Source organism: Streptomyces sp. NPDC029159, from assembly GCF_055564055.1.
On record NZ_JBVHWT010000002.1, the window covers coordinates 385,371 to 404,380 of the forward strand.

Sequence of the window (19,010 nt, forward strand, 5' to 3'; positions counted from 1 at the left end):
TCAGCTCTTCACCAGAAGTCCGCGGCTGCGCAGCACCCGCCGTTCGAGCGGTGCGAAGACCAGCAGCTCGATACCGATACCGACGACGAGGATCAGCAGGATCGCGGAGAGCACCCAGGGCATGTCCTGGAACTCCCGGCCCTGCTCCAGGAGCTGGCCGAGGCCGGTGCCCAGGTCGGGGGCGTTGACGATGAGTTCGGCGGCCATCAGGGAGCGCCAGGAGAACGCCCAGCCCTGCTTGAGTCCGGCGATGTAGCCGGGGAGCGCGGCCGGCAGCAGGACGTGCCGCACCCCGGCCACACCGGTCGCGCCGATGGTGCGGCCCGCCCGCAGGTAGAGAGGGGAGATCTGGTCGACCCCGGCCACCAGACCGTTGGCGATCGACGGGACGGCGCCGAGCAGCACCACCGCGTAGATGGTGGCGTCGCTCAGGCCGAACCAGATGATCGCGGCCGGGACCCACGCCACCGACGGCAGCGACTGCAGCCCGCTGAGGATCGGACCGATCGCGGCCCGCACCGCCTTGACGCGGGTGACGACGAGTCCGAGCGCGGTGCCGAGCACCACCGAGGCGAGGAAGCCGAGCGCACCGCGGGACAGGCTGGTCCACACATAGCCCAGCAACGTGCCCTCCAGCCACTTCTCCTGGAGGGAGCGGGCCACCTCGACGGGGCTCGGCAGCAGATAGTGCGGCTTGACCTCGAAGTGGTAGGCGAGCTGCCACAGCACCAGCACGATGACGACGGCGATGACGGGAGGGAGCGCCTTCGATGCGAGCGTACGCAGCCAGGGTTGCCGGGCGGCGACGGAGGATTCCAGGGCGTCGAGCCCGGCCTCCAGGCCCGCCAGATCGGTGCCGTTCCGGTCCGCGCCACCGTCGGCCGGTGTGGCCGCCGCGGCGTCGGCGGTGGCGGACGCGGCCGGGGTGCCCGTGGCGTCCGATGCGTCGCCCGGCGTGTTCCCCGCGGGGCCGGTGGTGGTCTCAGTGCTGGCCATGGCGGCGGATCTCCCCACGCAGCTGTTCGGTGATCTCGACGGAGAGGTCGGCGACGGCGGCGTCCTCGATGCGGCGCGGCTGGTCGATGCCGACCTGCCACTCCCGGGCCACCCGGCCGGGGCGGGAGGAGAGCAGCACGACGCGCTCGGCGAGCCGTACCGCCTCGCGGACGTTGTGGGTGACGAAGAGCACCGACAGACCGCCGGAGCCCGATGCGGTGCCGTTCGCGGTGTGCCAGATGCGGGTCAGTTCGTCGTGCAGCACATCGCGGGTGATGGCGTCCAGCGCGGCGAACGGTTCGTCCATCAGCAGCAGCCTGCTGTCCTGGGCGAGGGCCCGCGCCATCGCGACGCGCTGGCGCATACCGCCGGAGAGTTCGTGGATGCGCTTGCCGTACGCGCCCTTGAGGCGGACGAGTTCGAGGAGCCGTTCGGCCTCCTCGCGGCGCTCCGCGCGCGACACCCCGCGCAGCCGCAGCGCCAGTTCGACGTTGCGTCCGGCGGTCAGCCAGGGGAAGAGGGCGTGTTCCTGGAACATCAGCGCGGGGCGGCCGCCGGGCGTCTCGATGGAGCCGGACGTCGGCGCGTCGAGCCCGGCCACCAGGTTCAGCAGCGTGGACTTGCCGCAGCCCGAGGCGCCGAGCAGGCAGACGAATTCGCCGGGTGCGACATCGATGCTGATGTCGTCGAGCACGTGCTGGCGGGCGCCGGGGCGGCCGAAGGACTTCGAGACATGGTCGATGCGCGCGGCGTACGGGGCCGCCGGGCCCGCGTCCGCCGTGGTGGCCGGCCGCTTGGTGAGGGTGGTGGTCGTCATCAAGGTCACCTCCTGGAGTGCTGCGGGGCGGGCGTCAGTCGTTGCCGAGACCGGCGGCGTCGACGGGCTTCTTGCCCTCGGCCTTGAGGACCTTGTTCAGCAGCCGCAGGTCGTAGATGCCCCGGAGGTCCGGCTTCTGCAGCAGACCGGCCTTGACGGCGTGGTCCGCCTCCAGCTGGAGCGTGGCGGCCAGCGGGTCGTCGGTGACGTCGGTGTTCTTGAAGGCCGGGCCGATGATGTCGGCGGGCAGCGCCTTGCCGGAGATCTGCGGGTCGGCGAGCTTGTCGTTGAGCGCCTTGACCGCCTCGGCGGGGTGCGAGCGGATCCAGGCGTTGGTCCGCACCGAGGCGCGCAGCACCGCCTCGACGGCCTTGGGGTGCTCGGCCAGGAACTTCTGCGAGACGATCATGTTCGTGATGACGAACTTGCCGTCCTTCCACAGGTCCTTCTCGTCCAGCAGCGTCTTGCCGCCGACGCTGACGAGCTTGGCGGCGGTCAGCTCGGGCACCCATGCGGCGTCGATGGCGCCCTGCTGGAAGGCGGTCGGCGTCACCTTGTTCTCGGTGCGCTGGACGGTGACATCGCCCTTGCCGGTGGTGGCGTCGACGCGGTAGCCCTTCTCCGCCAGGTAGTTGAGCAGCGCCACGTCCTGGGTGTTGCCCAGCTGCGGGGTGGCGATCTTCTTGCCCTTGAGGTCGTCGAGGCTCTTGATCTTCTTGGGGTTGACGACGAGCGAGACGCCGCCGGAGGCCGAGCCGCCGATGATCTTCAGGCTCTTGCCGTGGGACTTGGCGTAGCCGTTGATCGCGGGGGAGGGGCCGATCCAGCCGATGTCGATGGCGCCGGAGTTGAGTGCCTCGATCTCGGCGGGGCCCGCGTTGAAGACCGAGGACTTCACCGCCGTGCCGCCCAGCTCCTTCTGGAACAGCCCCTGCTGGAGGCCGATCAGCGGGGTGGCGTGGGTGACGTTCCCGAAGAAGCCGATCTTGACGGTGTCCAGGCCGTCGGTCTTCGGTCCTTTGGCGGCGGCCTGAGCCGCCGGGTCCTTCTTCGCCTCGGAGCCGTAGCCGCAGGCGCTGACCGCCCCGAGCAGCAGCAGGGCGAGGGCGGCAGCCGCCGGATGGCGGGGTCGAACGGCAGGCACGGGAGGCGTTCCTCTCGTAGGGCCGGGGCAGTACGCGCCCCTCTAGGGCGCGCCCGGCGGTGCGGTGGGTCTTCGTACGGGCGTGAGCGGGCAGGCGGAGTGGTGCGTCGTCAGCTCACACATCGGCCGACTCCGCCCTGCCCGCTGCCGAGGGCGCCGCTGCCGATGCGGCCGCCCTCCTTCGCGAAGGTCGAGAACACGTCCTGGTGCACGGTCAGAAGTCCCAGCCCTCGTCGTCGGCCGCGGCTTCCTCGGCCGTCTGCGCCGCGAAGGCGGTGCCCGCCATGCCCGCGGTCAGCGTGGTGCCGTCCGACGGGTCGATCAGCAGGAAGGAGCCGGTGCGGCGGGAGTCGGCGTAGGCGTCCAGGGCCAGCGGTTCGGCGGTACGGAGGCGGACCCGGCCGATGTCGTTCGCCGCCAGTTCGCCGGGGGCCGGGTGCTGGGAGAGGTCGTCCAGCGTCAGCCGCGACGGGATCTCCTTGACGATCGCCTTGACGGTACGGGTGGTGTGCTTGAGCAGCACCCGCTGACCGGCGGTGAGCGGACGGTCGGCGACATGGCAGACCGTCGCCTCGACGTCCTGGGTGACGGCCGGTGCGCCCGCCGCGGGGGCGAGCAGGTCGCCGCGGGAGATGTCGAGGTCGTCGGCGAGGGTGACGGTGACCGACTGCGGTGCCCAGGCGGCCTCGACGGCCCGGCCGAGCAGGTCGATGCCGGTGACGGTGGAGGTGCGGCCGGACGGCAGCACGCTCACCGTGTCACCGACGCGCAGCACGCCGGAGGCCATCTGACCTGCGTAGCCGCGGTAGTCGGGATGGTCGGCGGTCTGCGGGCGGATGACGTACTGCACCGGGAAGCGGACCGGGTCGTCGGCCGGGTCGGTGTCGACGGGCACGGTCTCCAGGTGCTCCAGGACGGTCGGACCGCCGTACCAGTCCATGTGCGCCGACGGGGACACCACGTTGTCACCGGCGAGCGCGGAGATCGGGATGGCGGTGACCTCCGGGACGCCCAGCGACGCGGCGTACGCGGTGAACTCCTCGGCGATGGCGGCGAAGACCGGCTCGGCGTAGTCGACCAGATCCATCTTGTTGACGGCCAGCACGACGTGCGGGACGCGCAGCAGGGCGGCGACGGCGGCGTGCCGGCGGGTCTGCTCGACCACGCCGTTGCGGGCGTCGACGAGGACGACGGCCAGTTCGGCGGTGGAGGCGCCGGTGACCATGTTGCGGGTGTACTGCACATGCCCGGGGGTGTCGGCCAGGATGAAGCGGCGCCGCGGGGTGGCGAAGTAGCGGTAGGCGACATCGATGGTGATGCCCTGCTCGCGCTCGGCGCGCAGCCCGTCGGTCAGCAGCGCCAGATCGGGCGCCTCCTGACCGCGGCCCAGCGAGGCCCGCTCGACGGCTTCGAGCTGGTCGGCGAGGACCGATTTGGAGTCGTGCAGCAACCGTCCGACCAGCGTGGACTTGCCGTCGTCGACGCTTCCGGCGGTGGCGAACCGCAGCAGCGAGGCGGTTTCGTGCTCAACAACAGTGCTCATGGCTAGAAGTACCCCTCGCGCTTGCGGTCCTCCATGGCGGCCTCGGACATCTTGTCGTCGGCCCGCGTCGCGCCCCGCTCGGTGAGGCGGGAGGCGGCGATCTCGGCGATGACCGCCTCGATGGTGGCGGCGTCGGAGTCGACGGCGCCGGTGCAGGACATGTCGCCGACGGTGCGGTAGCGCACCGTCCGCGTCTCCAGGCACTCGCCGTCCTTGAGGCCGCCCCATCCGCCGGGCGAGAGCCACATGCCGTTGCGGGAGAAGACCTCCCGCTCGTGCGCGTAGTAGATGGCGGGCAGTTCGATCTTCTCGCGGCCGATGTACTGCCACACGTCCAGCTCGGTCCAGTTGGACAGCGGGAAGACGCGGACATGTTCGCCGGGGGAGTGGCGGCCGTTGTAGAGCTGCCACAGCTCGGGGCGCTGCCGGCGCGGGTCCCAGCCGCCGAACTCGTCGCGCAGCGAGAAGACCCGCTCCTTGGCGCGGGCCTTCTCCTCGTCGCGCCGGCCACCGCCGAAGACCGCGTCGAAGCGGCCCTGGGCGATGCCGTCGAGCAGTGGCACGGTCTGCAGCGGGTTGCGCAGTCCGTCGGGGCGTTCGCGCAGCTCACCGCGGTCGATGTAGTCCTGGACGGCGGCGATGTGCAGCCGCAGCCGGTGTTCGGCGACCACCCGGTCGCGGTAGTCGATGACCTCGGGGAAGTTGTGCCCGGTGTCCACGTGCAGCAGGGCGAACGGCACCGGCGCGGGGGCGAACGCCTTCAGCGCCAGGTGCAGCATGACGATGGAGTCCTTGCCGCCGGAGAAGAGGATCACCGGCCGCTCGAACTCGCCCGCCACCTCGCGGAAGATGTGGACCGCCTCCGACTCCAGGGCGTCCAGGTGCGACAGCGCGTACGGGCCGGTGTCGCCGGTGCTCCCGGCGGCAGCGGTGGTGGTCGTGGTCATGCTGCCCCTTTCGTCGGGCTGTCCTTCGCCGTGCGTCCCGGCCCGGGGCGGCGGCGCCACGGCGGGCTCGGGGGCGCTCACACCAGGCCCCGTTCGGTGAGCAGCGCGTGCAGCGCGGCCGCGGACTCCGGCACGGTCTGGGTGTGCGAGGCGATCCGCAGATCGGGCGCCTCGGGCTGCTCGTACGGGTCGTCGACGCCGGTCAGCCCGGAGATCTCACCGGCCGCCTGCTTGGCGTAGAGCCCCTTGACGTCCCGCTCGGAGCAGACCTCGACGGGGGTGGCGACGTGCACCTCCAGATACGGGGTGCCCTCGGCCCGGTGGCGTTCGCGGACCGCCGCGCGGGAGCCGGCGTACGGGGCGATGACCGGTACCAGCGTGGTGACGCCGTTGCGGGCGAGGAGTTCGGCGACGAAGCCGATCCGCTGGACGTTGGTGTCGCGGTCGGCGCGGGTGAAGCCGAGGCCGGCGGAGAGGAAGGTGCGGATCTCGTCGCCGTCGAGGACCTCGACCCGGCGGCCCTCGGTGCGCAGCCGGTCGGCGAGGGCACGGGCGATGGTGGTCTTGCCGGCGCTCGGCAGGCCCGTCAGCCACACGGTGGCGCCGGTCATGGGTATCTCCTCAACTTCCGCTGCGGCGGGCGCGGTTGGTGGGTTCGTCATCCGTGCAGTCCGCACTCGGTCTTGTTGCTGCCGGCCCAGCGCCCGGCCCGCGCGTCCTCACCGGCGAGGACCCGGCGGGTGCACGGGGCGCAGCCGACGGAGGCGTAGCCGTCCTGGAGCAGCGGGTTGGTGAGCACGCCGTGCTCGGCGACGTACGCGTCGACGTCCGCCTGTGTCCAGCGGGCGATCGGCGAGACCTTCACCTTGCCGCGGCGGGCGTCCCAGCCGACGACGGGGGTGTGGGCGCGGGTCGGCGACTCGTCGCGGCGCAGCCCGGTGGCCCAGGCGTCGTACCCGGCGAGCCCTTCTTCCAGCGGCTCGACCTTCCGCAGCGCGCAGCACAGGTCCGGGTCGCGGTCGTGCAGCTTCGGCCCGTGCTCGGCGTCCTGCTCGGCCACCGTCCGCCGGGGCGTGAGGGTGAGGACGTTGACGTCCAGCACCGCGGCGACGGCGTCGCGGGTGCCGAGGGTCTCGGGGAAGTGGTAGCCGGTGTCGAGGAAGACGACGTCCACACCGGGCGCGACGCGCGAGGCGAGGTGGGCGACGACCGCGTCCTCCATCGAGGAGGTGACGCAGAAGCGCGGCCCGAAGGTCTCGGCCGCCCACCGGAGGATGTCGAGCGGATCGGCCTCCTCCAGTTCGCGGCCCGCGCGCTCGGCCAGTTGCGGGAGTTCGGACGCGGTGGTCACGGGGCACCTCCGGCGGAGCCGTCGGACGGGGACGGGGCGGTGAGCCCCTGCGAGAGCAGGCCGAGGAACTTCAGCCGGAAGGCGCGGTTGCAGGCGCGGCACTCCCAGGCGGCACCGGTGCCCCGCTCCGAGGGCGTCTCGGAGGGGCGCAGGTCCTCGTCACCGCAGTACGGGCAGTGGAACGGCGCGGCGCGTTCGCTCACTTCAGCGCACCCTCTTCCGCACGGCCCACCCACTGGGCGAACCGCTCGCCCTCGGTGCGCTGCTCGGTGAAGGCGGTGAGCACCCGCTCGATGTAGTCGGGGAGTTCGGCGGCGGTGACCTTCAGCCCGCGCACCTTGCGGCCGAAGCCCGCCTCCAGACCGAGCGCGCCGCCCAGGTGCACCTGGTAGCCCTCGACCTGCTCGCCGTTGCCGTCCAGCATCAGCTGGCCCTTGAGGCCGATGTCCGCGACCTGGATACGGGCGCAGGCGTTGGGGCAGCCGTTGAGGTTGATGGTGACCGGCTCGTCGAAGTCCGGCAGGCGGCGCTCCAGTTCGTCGATGAGGGACGCGCCGCGGCCCTTGGTCTCGACGATGGCGAGTTTGCAGAACTCGATACCGGTGCAGGCCATCGTCCCGCGGCGGAACGGTGACGGCGTCACCCGCAGGTCCAGCGCCTCCAGGGCGGCGACCAGCGAGTCGACGCGGTCTTCGGTGACGTCGAGGACGAGCATCTTCTGTTCGGCGGTGGTGCGTACCCGGCCCGAGCCGTGGGCCGCGGCCACCTCGGCGATCTTGGTGAGGGTGGTGCCGTCCACCCGGCCGACGCGCGGGGCGAAGCCGACGTAGAACCGGCCGTCCTTCTGGCGGTGCACCCCGACGTGGTCGCGCCAGCGCTGCGCGGGCTCGGCGGGGGCCGGACCGTCGTGCAGCTTGCGGCCCAGGTACTCGTCCTCCAGGACCTGGCGGAACTTCTCCGGGCCCCAGTCGGCGACGAGGAACTTCAGCCGGGCGCGGGTGCGCAGCCGGCGGTAGCCGTGGTCGCGGAAGATCGTGAGGACGCCCTCGTGGACCTCGGCCGCCTCCTCCGCCGAGACCCAGGCGCCGAGCCGTACGCCGAGCTTGGGGTTGGTGGAGAGCCCGCCGCCGACCCAGACGTCGAAGCCGGGGCCCAGCTCCGGGTGGACGACGCCGACCAGCGAGATGTCGTTGATCTCGTGGGCGACGTCCAGCAGCGGGGAGCCGGAGACCGCGGTCTTGAACTTCCGGGGGAGGTTGGAGAATGCGGGGTTGCCGACGATCCGGCGGTGGATCTCCTCGATGACCGGCGTGCCGTCGATGATCTCGTCCTCGGCGATCCCGGCGACCGGCGAGCCGAGGATGGCGCGCGGGGTGTCGCCGCACGCCTCGGTGGTGGACAGGCCCACGCCCTCCAGGCGGCGCCAGATCTCCGGGACGTCCTCGATGCGGATCCAGTGGAACTGGACGTTCTGCCGGTCGGTGATGTCGGCGGTGCCGCGCGCGAACTCCTGGGAGACCTCGCCGATGACCCGCAGCTGATCGGTGGTCAGCCGTCCGCCGTCGATGCGGACCCGCAGCATGAAGAACTCGTCGTCCAGCTCCTCCGGCTCCAGCACCGCGGTCTTGCCGCCGTCGATCCCGGGGCGGCGCTGGGTGTAGAGGCCCCACCAACGCATCCGCCCGCGCAGGTCGTTGGGGTCGATGGAGTCGAAACCGCGCCGGGCGTAGATCGTCTCAATGCGTGTCCGCACATTGAGACCGTCGTCGTCCTTCTTGAACTGCTCGTTGCCGTTGAGCGGGGTGAAGTGACCGGCGGCCCACTGACCCTCGCCGCGGTGGCGTCCGGCCTTGCGGCGGGTCGTGGCAGCTGCGGGGCGTTCCGGGGTGGCGGCCATGGGTGTACGTCCTTCGGGGCGACTCAAGGGAGGCGGGAGGGCACGGGAAAACCCGCGGTGACCTGCGCGGACACGCGGTGGAGCGGCGCGCGGCGGCGCGTCGTGAAAGGGGGAGGGGAGAAGGTCTCGGGGCGTCCGCGACGATGGGGACGGCGGGTGCGGGGAAGTGCGGTGGGGCCGGCGGTGCTGCCGGGGCGATGGCCCCTGGCCGATGCAGCGTCAGCGCGCCGGACAGATCGCGCTGGAAAGGCGGCCGAGGTCGACGTGGAGTCGGCTCACCAACGCAATTCCTGTTCGAGACATGACCGCAGCGTGGCACGCCGTTCTCGCGACAGTCCACCATTGTCCGAAATTTGGACAACGTAGTCCCGGATCGCGAGATGCTGTGGTCTTGGTCACGTGGTCATCGTGCCTTACGGAGGCGCCGTACCGGGGCACGCGGACGGCGGCGCGCCCCGGTACGCGGCGGCCCGTCACACCGGACGGGGCGCGCCCTCCCAGGCGGGCAGCGTGGTGTCCCCGGCGCCCGGCCACGGCCCCGGCGTCTCGGCCACGGCCTCCTGCTCGACCGTGGTGTCGTACAGCCGGAACCCCCGCCGCTCGTAGTTGCGCAGCGCATGGCGCCCGTCCTTGCTGCAGGTGTGCACCCACACCCGCCGCGTCGGCGGCCGCCCCTCGTACCGCTCGCCCAGATCCCACGCCCGCGCGGTGCCGAACGACAGCAGATGGCCGCCGACGCCCTGCCCCCGGAACGCCGGTACCAGCCCGAAGTAGGCGATCTCGGTGACACCGTCGACCGTCCCGTCCAGCTCGATGAAGCCCGCCGGCGTCCCGTGCACGTACGCCACCCAGGTCTCCACGCCCGGCTGCGACAGGTACTCCGCCCACCGCGCGTACGGCCACCCCAGCCGGTCGATCCACAGGATGTCGCCGCCGACGGCGGAGTAGAGGAACCGGCTGAACTCCGGCAGCGGGCGCTCGGCCCGGACGATACGGACGCCTTGCGCGGCGGGCGGCTCGGCGGCGGGCGCCAGATCGCCCGGCGCGGTCTGTTCGAGATACCAGGTGGTGACGGTGCGGCTGCTCATGGCGGCAGCCAATCACGGCGCCCCGGCCGCCGGATGCCCGCCCCGGGGGGTGACGAGCCGGGCGAAGACGACGACGTTGCCGGCGTACCCGGAGCCCGCGTGGTAGCTGCCGCCGCAGGTCAGCAGCCGCAGTTCGGGGCGGCCCGTCGAACCGTAGACCTGCTCGGCGGGGAAGCGGTCCTTGGCGAAGGTCCGCACGGAGTAGACGGCGAAGACCGCGCGGCGGCCGTCGCGGCGGCGCACCTCGACGGTGGCGCCCCGCTTCAGCCCGCCCAGACCGTAGAAGACCGCGGGGCCGGTGTAGCTGTCGACGTGCCCGACGAGGACGGCGGTGCCGCGTTCGCCGGGGGTCGGGGCGTCCCGGTACCAGCCGGTGACGCGGGTGTCGGCGGAGGGCGGCGCCTCGATCGCCCCGTGCGCGTCCAGCCCGCGGGCGATCACCGGGGCGGACACCTGGAGCGCCGGGATCACCACCCGGTCGGGGACGGACCGCGGTAACGGCGGTGCGGCCGGAGCGGGGGCGGCGGGCGCGGCGTGGGTGGGGCCGGGCCGCGGCGGGCCGCCCGGCCGGTCCGGCAGCCCCGTACGGATCAGGAAGATCCCCGTCAGCGCGAGCAGCGCCAGCGCACCCCAGGGCCGCTGCCGCCGGGCCGCCGGCTCCGGGCGCCGCTCCGGCCACCCCGCCATCAGGCTCATCGCACTCCCTCCACCACCCGCCCCGCGTCGCGCGCCTCCGCTCCCGGCACCGTAGGCGCGCGAGGCGGGGCGGGCGATCGGGGAGGGGCGATCGGGGGAGGGGGCACCCCGGGGCGGCGGGGTTTTCTTCAGGGAGGGTTCCTGCGCGTGGGGTTCGGCTGGGCGGGTTTCCTTCAGGAAGGGTTCCTGTGCGTGAAGCAGGCGCCAGGCCAGGCGCCGGCCTCGCGCCTCCCTCAGGAACCCTTCCTGAGGGATACAGGAAGGGTTCCTGAGGGACACCTGACGGGGCGCCATGGCGAACTCAGGCGTCCTGCGGGTACCAGCGCAGCTCCACGGTGTTGCCGTCCGGGTCCTGTACGTAGACGGAGACGGCGGTGCCCCGGGCGCCGTAGCGTTCGTCGGGGCCGTCCAGCACGGTGAAGACGCCGGAATCGATGACCTGCTGCCAGTCGAGCGGTTCGACCACCAGGCAGATGTGGTCGACGTTGGAGCCCTGCGGCCGCTCGTCGGACGCCTCCACGAGGTCGATGATCGTGGTCGGGCTCACCCGCACGGACGGGAAGGGTGCCGTGCCGGCCCGCCACTCCGCCACCCGCACCGGCTCCAGCCCCAGCGGGCCGGTGTAGAAGTCGAGCGAGCGCTCGATGTCGGCGACGTTGAGGACGAGATGGTCGAAAGCGATCACGCGCACAGCTGTCTCCACTGGGTCGGGGCGCCCGGGCGCCGGTAGGGGACGGCGGCCCCGCACTCACCGGTCCGGGCCGCGGACCGGCCGCTGTGGCCGCCGTCGCCTTCAGCATCGGTGAGCAGGCATCCATCGGTCCAACACATGCTGGTCATCGGTATCCATCGTGTTCGATCATGGGTCGATGGACCTCCAGCAGATGCGTTACGTCATCGCGGTGGCGGAGACCGGGGGCTTCACCCGCGCCGCCGAGCGATGCCATGTCGTCCAGTCCGCGCTCAGCCACCAGGTGGCTCGGTTGGAGAAGGAACTGGGGGCCCGGCTGTTCGAGCGGACCAGTCGTCGGGTGCGGCTGACCGCGGCCGGCGAGGCGTTCCTGCCAGCCGCCCGCCGGGCTCTGGAAGCGGCCGAACGGGCCCGCGCGGACGTGGCGGCGGCCACCGGCGAGATACGGGGCACGCTGACCGTGGGGTCGATCCCCGCCGTGGCGTCGGTGGATCTCCCGGCGGTGCTGCGGGACTACCGCCTGCGCCACCCGCGGGTGCGGATCAGCCTGCGGGCCGGCTCCAGCGAGCAGCTCGTCGAGCGGGTGCGCGACGGACAGCTGGACGTGGCGCTCCTCGGCGTACAGCCCGGATTTCTGCCGCAGGGCGTCCACGACCGGGAACTCGCCCATACGCAGCACGTCGCCGTGGTCGCCCCGGACCATCCCCTGGCCACACGGGGCGAGGTGGACATCCGCCGCCTTGCCGAGGAGGTGTTCGTGGACTTCGCCGACGGCAGCGCCGCCCGCGCCCAGTCGGACCGGGCGTTCGCGGCGCTGGGGCTGCGGCGCGAGGTCGCCTTCGAGGTGTCCGGGGTCGAACTCATGGCCCCCATGGTCCGTCACGGGCTGGGCATCGCCCTGCTGCCCGCGATGTTCGCCGCCGAACTCCACGGCCTGCGGACCGTACCGGTCACGAGTGGGCCCGTACGGGTGGAGCGCCTGATCTGGGGCCGGTTCCCGCCCTCGCCCGCCGCCTCCGCCTTCCTCACGCTGCTGGGCGCCGGCCCACCGCCCGCCCCGGCGGACGGGCCCTGAAAGCGCTTGACGGAAGGGTTCGAGGCGGTGGGACCGCTTCGGACGGCTCGCTTCGGACCGCTGATCCGAAGCGGCCCCCATCAGCTCCGAAGCGGCCCCCATCACCCCGGAGACCGTTTCGTCAGGAGTTCCGATCCCCCCGGGCCGCCCGTACCCCCGGAGCCACCGAGTGCGGCAGCAACTGCCCCGGGTCCGTGGGCAGCCGCAGCTCCGGGACGATGCCGTCGGCGAAGCGGTACGGGCGGTGGGCCAGCAGCCCGGCGAGGTGGCGGCGGAGGCGGGAGAGCTCCGCGCGGACGGTGACCGTGCGGCCGCCGTCGCCGAAGAGGTCCCGGGCCAGCTCCGCGGCGGTCCGCCCCGCGGGGTGGGTGGCCAGCAGGAACAGCAGCTCGGCGTGGCGGGGGCTCAGCTCGTGCGTCCAGTTGCCCGCCGGACCGCTGACGGTGAGCGCGGCGCGGCCGGGCTCGGCGAGGTCGAGCAGCGCCCGGCGCGGCTGCGGCGCCCGCTCCCCGCCGATGCGGATCAGCCAGCCGCCCGGCAGCGGCTCCAGCGCGCACCGGCCGTGCCGCGGCAGCCACAGCGGCCCCGGCTCCGGCGCCTTCGGCAGCGCCACCCGGTCCGGCGGCGCCAGCCCCACCGCCCCCGCGACCCAGCCGTCCGGGTCGACGGCCAGCGCCCGCCCGCCGATCCGTGCCAGCACCGGCGCCGCCGTGGACCGCAGCCGCTCCACCGACGCGTGGTGACGCTCCCGCAGCTCCCCCTCGGCCAGCTTCGCCACGGCCGACACCAGCGCGAGCGTCGCCGGATGGAACCCGTGCGCGGGCCCGCTGACGTCGAGGGTGCCCAGCAGCCGCCCGTCGCGCGGATCGTGCAGCGGTGCGGCGGCGCACGTCCACTGGTGGTGCGAGCGGACGAAGTGCTCCGCGCTGTGCACCAGGACGGGGCGCCGGGCCACCAGCGCGGTGCCGATGGCGTTGGTGCCGACGACCGGCTCCGTCCAGTCCGCGCCCTTGTCGAAGCCGTGCCGGTCGGCCATCCGCCGGATCGGCGCGCTCCCCTCCAGCCACAGGACCAGCCCGTCGGCGTCGGTGACGACCATGATCTGCTGCGCGGCCTTGGCGGCGGGCAGCAGCGCCTCGTGCAGCACCGGCAGCACCGCGGACAGCGGCGAGGTGGCCTTGCGGTGCTCCAACTCGGCGACGTTCAGCGGACGTTCGCGCCGGTCGCGGTCGGGGTCCACCCCGCAGCCGCGGACCCGGCGCCAGGACGCGTCGATGACGGCCCGCGGCGCCTCGGTGCCGTCGCCGGAGAGCGTCGCCTCCCGGAGCGCGGCGAGGCGGCGCGCGGTGGCGCGGGTGTCGGGGGCGCCCGCGTCGCCGTCGGTCGTTCTCTCGCTCACGCAACTCTCCGTGGTGCCGGTCCTCCCGTCCGGGCCGTGGTGCCGCCGGACGGCTGACGACCTGCGGAGCAGGCCGCAACGGGAGAGCCCATTGCACCGACCGGTGCAACGGAGCGCAACCATTGTGACCTCCGATGTTCCCGGGGAACGTGTTTCCGGCGGCCGGTGGGACACCGTCCCCGAACGGCGTGGCGCGGCGGGTGCGGGACCGTTGCAGAAACGTCACGCCACTCCGCGCGGCGAGGCGTTGCGGACACGCCCGAGGGCCGCGGAACGGGAAGGGCCGCGCCGGACGCCGGCGCGGTGGGGCCACACCCGCCGGTGCGGGAGGGAGATCGCCATGAACGTTGCCGGCCACGCCGCGGCCCCGTGCGTCGTGGTGCTCGGCGCCGACGGCCCGCTGCGCGCGGCGCGCGCCGACCGGCTGGCCGCCCACTACCGCGTCCCGCGCCGCGCCGCCGCCGACATCCCGGCGGCGCCGCACCCGCCGGCCGCCGGTTACGTCGTCGACGCCACGCCCGCCCTGCTCGCCCGCTTCACCGCGGCGGGCGGCCCGCCCCCGGCGCTGGCCTGCGCCGATCTGATGGTGCATCTGCGGACGGTGGCCGGCGGCGTCGGCGCCGCCCACCGCGCGATCCACTACTACGAGGCCCGGGGCGTGCTCGTCGGCTTCCGGCCCGACGTCCCGGACGAGGAGTTGTACGTGGTCATCGAGGCGGCGCTGCGCGAACGCCGCGGCGGGCCGCCCGGCGTCCGGACCTGAGAGCGGGCGGGACCCGCCAGGGCTCCACGGCCGTGCGTCCACCGCCCGGATACGGTGGGCGGGTGCAGCCGGAGAACGAACCGACCGAGCGGCCCGAGGGCCGTCTGACCAGGGCCAGGGTCCTGTACCGCAATGTCTCCAAGCGGCGGCTCGGCTGGCTTCTCCTCAAGGACGTCGTCCACAGCTGCATGACGTACCGGGTCACCGGACTCGCCGCCGAGGCGGCCTTCTTCTGCCTGCTGTCGCTGCCCCCGCTGCTCCTCGGCCTCATCGGTCTGCTCGGCTACATGGAGCCGTGGATCGGCCGGGACACCATCGACGGCGTCCGCGAGCAGATCCTCCACGCCTCCTCCGCCGTCCTCTCCCACCAGGGCGTCAACGAGATCGCCCGGCCGCTGCTCGACGACATCTTCACCGGCCGCCGCCCGGACGTCATCTCCCTCGGCTTCGCCCTCGCCCTGTGGTCCGGCTCGCGCGCGGTGAACGTCTTCGTCGACACCATCACGATCATGTACGGGCTGGACGGCCGCCGCGGCATGGTCCGCACCCGGCTGCTGGCGTTCCTGCTCTACCTCGTCGCGCTGCTCGTCGGCGTCGTCGCGCTGCCGCTGATGGTGGTGGGCCCGGACACCCTGGTGCAGTGGCTCCCGGCGGGCGCGGACGTCATCCGGGCGCTGTACTGGCCGGTCGTCCTGCTGCTGTCGGTGGCCTTCCTCACCACGCTCTACCACGTGTCGGTGCCGGTCCGCTCGCCCTGGCCGGAGGACATCCCGGGCGCGGTGGTGGCCCTCGCGATGTGGGTGCTGGGCAGCTTCCTGCTGCGGATCTACCTCACCGCGACGGTCGAGGGCCCGACGATCTACGGGTCGCTGGCGGCGCCGGTCGCGGTGCTGCTGTGGATCGGCGTCTCGGCGTTCGCGGTCCTCGTCGGCGCCGCGATGAACGCCGCCATCGACCGCGTCTGGCCCTCGGTGGCCACGGCCGCGGCCCGCGCCGAGAAGGAACGCCGGGCGGCGGAGGCGGCCGCGGCACAGGGGGCCACCGCCGAGGGCCACGCCGATGACGAGGACGATGACGATGACGACGATGACGGGGCGGACGATCCGGACGAGCCGCTGCCGCCCGCCGAGTACCCGGAGCGGTGGGCGCGCTTCCTGCCGCCCGAGGAGATCCGCGGCCGGCTGCCGCGCCGTCACCACCGGCGCCCGCGCCGCCGCTGACCGTCAGCGGTCCCGGCCGGGCGCCTCCCGGTAGCGGACCAGCAGCATCGCCGCATCGTCGTGGAGCGGCCCCTCGGCGTGCGCGACGACATCCTCACGGACCGCCCGCAACGCCTCCTCCGGGTCGTCCTCCTTCAGCAGCCTCGCGCGCGCGTCGAGCGGATAGAACCGGCCCCCGCCGTCCCGCGCCTCGGTGACCCCGTCGGTGTAGAAGAGCAGCTGGTCCCCGGCGACGAACGGCACCGTGTGCGGTTTGGGACCCTCCCCGCCGCCGTACGCCGCCAGCCCCAGCGGCAGCGCACGCTCGGGCGGCGCGGCGAAGTCCACCCCGCCCCCGGCGCGCACCACCAGCGGCGCCGGGTGGCCGAAGTTCAGCAGCGTCGCGGACGGCCCGTCGCCGATCTCCGCGAGCACCGCCGTCACGAACCGTTCGCCGCCCAGATGACGGCCGAGTGCCCGCTCCAACCGTGCGCCGACCGCGGTCAGATCCGTCTCGTCGTGCGCCGCCTCCCGGAAAGCGCCCAGCACCACCGCGGCGCTCTCCACCGCCTCCAGCCCCTTGCCCTGGACGTCGCCGACGATGATCCGTACGCCGCCGGGCGAGGTCACCACCTCGTACAGATCGCCGCCGATCCGCGCCTCGGCCACCGCCGAGGTGTACGAGACGGCGATCCGCAGCGGTCCGGCGCCGCGCGGGACCGGCCGCAGCAGGACCCGCTGGGCGACCTCCGCGATGGAGCGGACGTTCGCCAGCTCCGCCTCGCGCCGCTGGCGCATCACCGCGGCCACCACACCGGCGATCGTCACCCCGGCCACCGACAGCAGCGCGGGCAGCCCCCGGCGCCCCTCGAACAGCCCGTCGTACAGCCCCAGCCCCAGGCAGAGCAGGAACGCGGCCGAGCCGACCACGGCGGTACGGCGCCAGCCGCCGACCAGACCGGCGAAGGCCGGCCCCAGCGAGATGAGGGGAAGGAACCCGACCCCGGGCCCGGCGGTCACGTCGACCGTGGTGACCACGGCCATCACGCCGTAGGGGAGCATGGCGAGCACGCGGGCGCTCAGGGGTTGCTTCGGGTGGTCCACGGCCAACGGGTGCTCCGGCGGTTCGAGGGTTGGGACGGGCGGCGTCGGCCCGGCCCGGCCCACCCCACCGGAGCTGAGCATAAACACCGGTCGGCGGGCGAATTACCTCGAATGCCCGCCGTTACCGGATTGCAGCGGCCGCGCCCGCCCTCCTTCGCAGGTCAGGGCAGGAACATCCGGGCCGATTCCACCCGCCCGGGACGCAGGATGCGGAGGGGGCCGAGATTGCACGCGGGGCACTCGGTCCGGGACAGCGGGGAGGGGACGCGGACCCCTCCGGAGTAGTACACGGCGCGACGCCGGCCGGAGAGGTCGGTGGTGTGCCGGATCTCGTAGCGCTCTTCCCATCCGTGCCCGCAGTGCAGACAGACGAACGAGTACGCCTCGTGAACGGTCTCGGCCTCGCGGTCCATGTCCACCCACATCCTTCCGTGGCCCCACGGTCCGAACGGCGGGGCCCATCGGTGGCATACCAGGCAACCTGTGCCTTATCCGTCCATTATGGCGCGGTGGGGGCGGAGAGGGTAAATGCCGGAGGGGCGCTCCTGCGGGTAGGGGCGCGTGGGCGGTGCGTAGCGGGGGCGTGCTGCCGGACGACGGCCGGGCCACCCCGGGGGCCGCCGCCGTCGGGCCCTGACGGCGGCGGCCCGCCCGGTGGGTCTCAGCCCTCGACGGGGTTGAAAGTGCTGATGGCGTCCCCGCTGATGGTGCAGTCGGTGCTGTTGTAGTGGTCGGTGAAGGTGCCGGTGAGGCCGGTGTGCGCGTCGTACCTCTGCTCCAGGGGCAGGTCCTTGTGCAGCCGGAACCGCAGCTGCATGTGGACCGACTCGCGGGGCTTCAGCGCCTTCGGGCCGGGGATGGGACCGGCGGCGTCGCCGTCGGCCGTGCGCAGGGTCTTCCAGGCATGGTGCGCGGTGTCCCAGTACTGCAGGTCGGCGTACGGGCTCAGGTCGATCTCGCCCTCGTTGTAGACGTAACTCCTCACACTGCCGCTGAGTGCGAACGGCTTCAGCACCTTCGCCGAGATGTTGGTGACGGTGGCGGTGTAGGCCACCCAGTCACCGCCGGTGGCGACCGTCCGGGGTATGCCGTGCGTGCGGGTCGCGAAGAGTTCTTCGTACGGCTTTCCGACCTCGCCGCAGGTCGGGAGCTTCTCGGCGGGAGCCGCCTGGGAGGCGGGCGCGGCGGCCAGCATCAGGGGGAACAGGGCGGCCGTCGCGGCCGGGACGGACAGGGCGCGGCGCAGTTTCATGGAGATCTCTTTCCTGGTCTTCGGACTCGTGGAGCCTGTTGCGGCCGGTGCCGTGGGGCGTCGGTGCGGTGGGTCCTCGGGGTGTCGGGTGTGGGGAGCGGCGGTGGGGCTTACGCGGCGGTGTCCGTGGTGTCCGGACCTGCCGTGCCCTTCCGGCGGCGCATGCCGATGGCTGTGCCCGCGCCGACCGCCAGCGCGGCGCCGCCGGCGAGAGTGAGCGGGAGCGCGGACGCGGCGCTCCCGCCCGCCTCGCCGTTCGCGGGCTTCGCGCCCACGGGGAGGATGGTGAAGTCGTACCAGGCTTCCTTGGCCGAGCCGCAGGAGCCGTCGTCGTTGCGGTAGTCGCCCGCGGCGAGCGCGTATCCGGTGCCGGGCTTGGCGGTCTTGACCGCGTGGGTGCGCAGTTCGAGCGTGAGGGTGCGGTGCGGAGCGAGGGCGAAGGAGCCGAACAGGTCCTCGGGCTCGGCGTCGTGGAAGGTCTTCCACTTCCCCGTCTTGGCGTCGTGGTACTCGGTCTCCAGCTCCATGGAGGGCCGGTCGACGTTCTCGGAGGAGGACACCTGCAGGAAGGGCTGGACCTTCGCCAGGGGCTGGGCGGTGGTGTTGGTGAGCGTCATGGAGAAGGTGCTCCAGGCGCCGCCCGCGGCCAGTTCGTGCGGCAGCCCCTTGACGGCCGCCTGTAAGTGGTCGGACTCGAAGGCGCAGGACTGACCTGCACCGTCGGAGTCTCCGGCGGTCCCGGTGTCGGACACCCGCTCCGCCGCGAAGGCGGCGGGTGCGGCCACGACGGTGGCGGGCCCTAACACGGCAGCCGCTGCGGCGGCCGTCAGGGCGCGGCGAATCTTCATCCGGCAGACCTTTCGTTTCCCAAGTGCCGCCTGGGCGGCACAGGTTGACGTGCGTCATGGTCAGGTCGTGCACGACTCATGGTGTGCGGGAGTGCGTATGACAGACATGCGCACTTGTGCACACCTGCGCCCTGTATATGACCACTCGCACCGGGAAACGGTTCCACGCCCGGGTCACCATCGCGTACCACCGCCGGTCC

Annotated in this window: 20 protein-coding genes; 3 read left to right on the forward strand and 17 right to left on the reverse strand. The window is 73.1% G+C overall.

What is annotated here, in order from left to right:
- The 12 genes from ACZ4U4_RS05880 to ACZ4U4_RS05935 form a co-directional block, all read right to left on the reverse strand.
- The gene (locus ACZ4U4_RS05880; protein ID WP_467869333.1) at positions 1-996 is read right to left on the reverse strand and encodes an ABC transporter permease; all 996 of its coding nucleotides are present in this window, start codon (positions 994-996) and stop codon (positions 1-3) included.
- Positions 983-1,813: an ABC transporter ATP-binding protein gene (locus ACZ4U4_RS05885; protein WP_467869335.1), complete on the reverse strand. Its 831-nt coding sequence runs from the start codon at positions 1,811-1,813 to the stop codon at positions 983-985. Before ACZ4U4_RS05885 ends, ACZ4U4_RS05880 begins: the two co-directional genes overlap by 14 nt.
- 34 nt (positions 1,814-1,847) lie before the next feature.
- Complete coding sequence (locus ACZ4U4_RS05890; protein ID WP_467869337.1) at positions 1,848-2,957, reverse strand: aliphatic sulfonate ABC transporter substrate-binding protein; 1,110 nt, start codon at positions 2,955-2,957, stop codon at positions 1,848-1,850.
- Between the two features lie 214 nt (positions 2,958-3,171).
- On the reverse strand, positions 3,172-4,500 hold the full coding sequence (locus tag ACZ4U4_RS05895) for a sulfate adenylyltransferase subunit 1 (protein ID WP_467869339.1): 1,329 nt from the start codon (positions 4,498-4,500) through the stop codon (positions 3,172-3,174).
- Positions 4,501-4,502: 2 nt separating this feature from the next.
- Positions 4,503-5,447, reverse strand: coding sequence for a sulfate adenylyltransferase subunit CysD (gene cysD, locus ACZ4U4_RS05900; RefSeq protein ID WP_467869341.1), 945 nt, complete (start codon positions 5,445-5,447; stop codon positions 4,503-4,505).
- A 77-nt stretch (positions 5,448-5,524) separates the two neighbouring features.
- Entirely contained in the window at positions 5,525-6,058 is a 534-nt protein-coding gene (gene cysC, locus ACZ4U4_RS05905; RefSeq protein ID WP_467869343.1) for an adenylyl-sulfate kinase, read from the reverse strand.
- Between the two features lie 47 nt (positions 6,059-6,105).
- Complete coding sequence (locus ACZ4U4_RS05910) at positions 6,106-6,798, reverse strand: phosphoadenylyl-sulfate reductase (protein WP_467869345.1); 693 nt, start codon at positions 6,796-6,798, stop codon at positions 6,106-6,108.
- Positions 6,795-7,001 (reverse strand): hypothetical protein, encoded by a 207-nt coding sequence (locus ACZ4U4_RS05915; protein ID WP_467869347.1) that lies wholly within the window; start codon positions 6,999-7,001, stop codon positions 6,795-6,797. Before ACZ4U4_RS05915 ends, ACZ4U4_RS05910 begins: the two co-directional genes overlap by 4 nt.
- Entirely contained in the window at positions 6,998-8,695 is a 1,698-nt protein-coding gene (locus tag ACZ4U4_RS05920) for a nitrite/sulfite reductase (protein ID WP_467869349.1), read from the reverse strand. The genes ACZ4U4_RS05915 and ACZ4U4_RS05920 overlap by 4 nt, the downstream gene beginning before the upstream one ends.
- A 473-nt stretch (positions 8,696-9,168) precedes the next feature.
- A complete protein-coding gene (locus tag ACZ4U4_RS05925; RefSeq protein ID WP_467869351.1) occupies positions 9,169-9,783 on the reverse strand; it encodes a GNAT family N-acetyltransferase in 615 nt (204 codons plus the stop codon).
- 12 nt (positions 9,784-9,795) lie between these two features.
- Positions 9,796-10,479: a class F sortase gene (locus ACZ4U4_RS05930; protein WP_467869353.1), complete on the reverse strand. Its 684-nt coding sequence runs from the start codon at positions 10,477-10,479 to the stop codon at positions 9,796-9,798.
- Between the two features lie 301 nt (positions 10,480-10,780).
- Positions 10,781-11,170: a VOC family protein gene (locus tag ACZ4U4_RS05935; RefSeq protein ID WP_467869355.1), complete on the reverse strand. Its 390-nt coding sequence runs from the start codon at positions 11,168-11,170 to the stop codon at positions 10,781-10,783.
- A 178-nt stretch (positions 11,171-11,348) separates the two neighbouring features.
- Between ACZ4U4_RS05935 and ACZ4U4_RS05940 the strand changes: the two genes are divergently transcribed.
- Positions 11,349-12,245: a LysR family transcriptional regulator gene (locus tag ACZ4U4_RS05940; RefSeq protein ID WP_467869357.1), complete on the forward strand. Its 897-nt coding sequence runs from the start codon at positions 11,349-11,351 to the stop codon at positions 12,243-12,245.
- Between the two features lie 121 nt (positions 12,246-12,366).
- Here ACZ4U4_RS05940 and ACZ4U4_RS05945 read toward each other — a convergent pair whose 3' ends face one another.
- Positions 12,367-13,644 (reverse strand): helix-turn-helix domain-containing protein, encoded by a 1,278-nt coding sequence (locus ACZ4U4_RS05945; protein ID WP_467869359.1) that lies wholly within the window; start codon positions 13,642-13,644, stop codon positions 12,367-12,369.
- 340 nt (positions 13,645-13,984) lie between these two features.
- Here ACZ4U4_RS05945 and ACZ4U4_RS05950 point away from each other — a divergent pair, with 340 nt between their 5' ends.
- Entirely contained in the window at positions 13,985-14,407 is a 423-nt protein-coding gene (locus ACZ4U4_RS05950) for a hypothetical protein (RefSeq protein ID WP_467869361.1), read from the forward strand.
- A 62-nt stretch (positions 14,408-14,469) separates the two neighbouring features.
- The gene (locus ACZ4U4_RS05955; protein WP_467869363.1) at positions 14,470-15,627 is read left to right on the forward strand and encodes a YihY/virulence factor BrkB family protein; all 1,158 of its coding nucleotides are present in this window, start codon (positions 14,470-14,472) and stop codon (positions 15,625-15,627) included.
- A 3-nt stretch (positions 15,628-15,630) separates the two neighbouring features.
- Here the strand turns inward: ACZ4U4_RS05955 and ACZ4U4_RS05960 are convergent, their stop codons facing one another.
- From ACZ4U4_RS05960 to ACZ4U4_RS05975, 4 genes are all read right to left on the reverse strand, one after another.
- Positions 15,631-16,668 (reverse strand): PP2C family protein-serine/threonine phosphatase, encoded by a 1,038-nt coding sequence (locus tag ACZ4U4_RS05960; protein WP_467869787.1) that lies wholly within the window; start codon positions 16,666-16,668, stop codon positions 15,631-15,633.
- Between the two features lie 203 nt (positions 16,669-16,871).
- A complete protein-coding gene (locus ACZ4U4_RS05965; protein ID WP_467869365.1) occupies positions 16,872-17,123 on the reverse strand; it encodes a hypothetical protein in 252 nt (83 codons plus the stop codon).
- Positions 17,124-17,371: 248 nt separating this feature from the next.
- The gene (locus tag ACZ4U4_RS05970) at positions 17,372-17,962 is read right to left on the reverse strand and encodes a hypothetical protein (protein WP_467869367.1); all 591 of its coding nucleotides are present in this window, start codon (positions 17,960-17,962) and stop codon (positions 17,372-17,374) included.
- 110 nt (positions 17,963-18,072) lie between these two features.
- Positions 18,073-18,810 (reverse strand): hypothetical protein, encoded by a 738-nt coding sequence (locus ACZ4U4_RS05975; RefSeq protein WP_467869369.1) that lies wholly within the window; start codon positions 18,808-18,810, stop codon positions 18,073-18,075.
- Between the last annotated feature and the right edge of the window lie 200 nt (positions 18,811-19,010).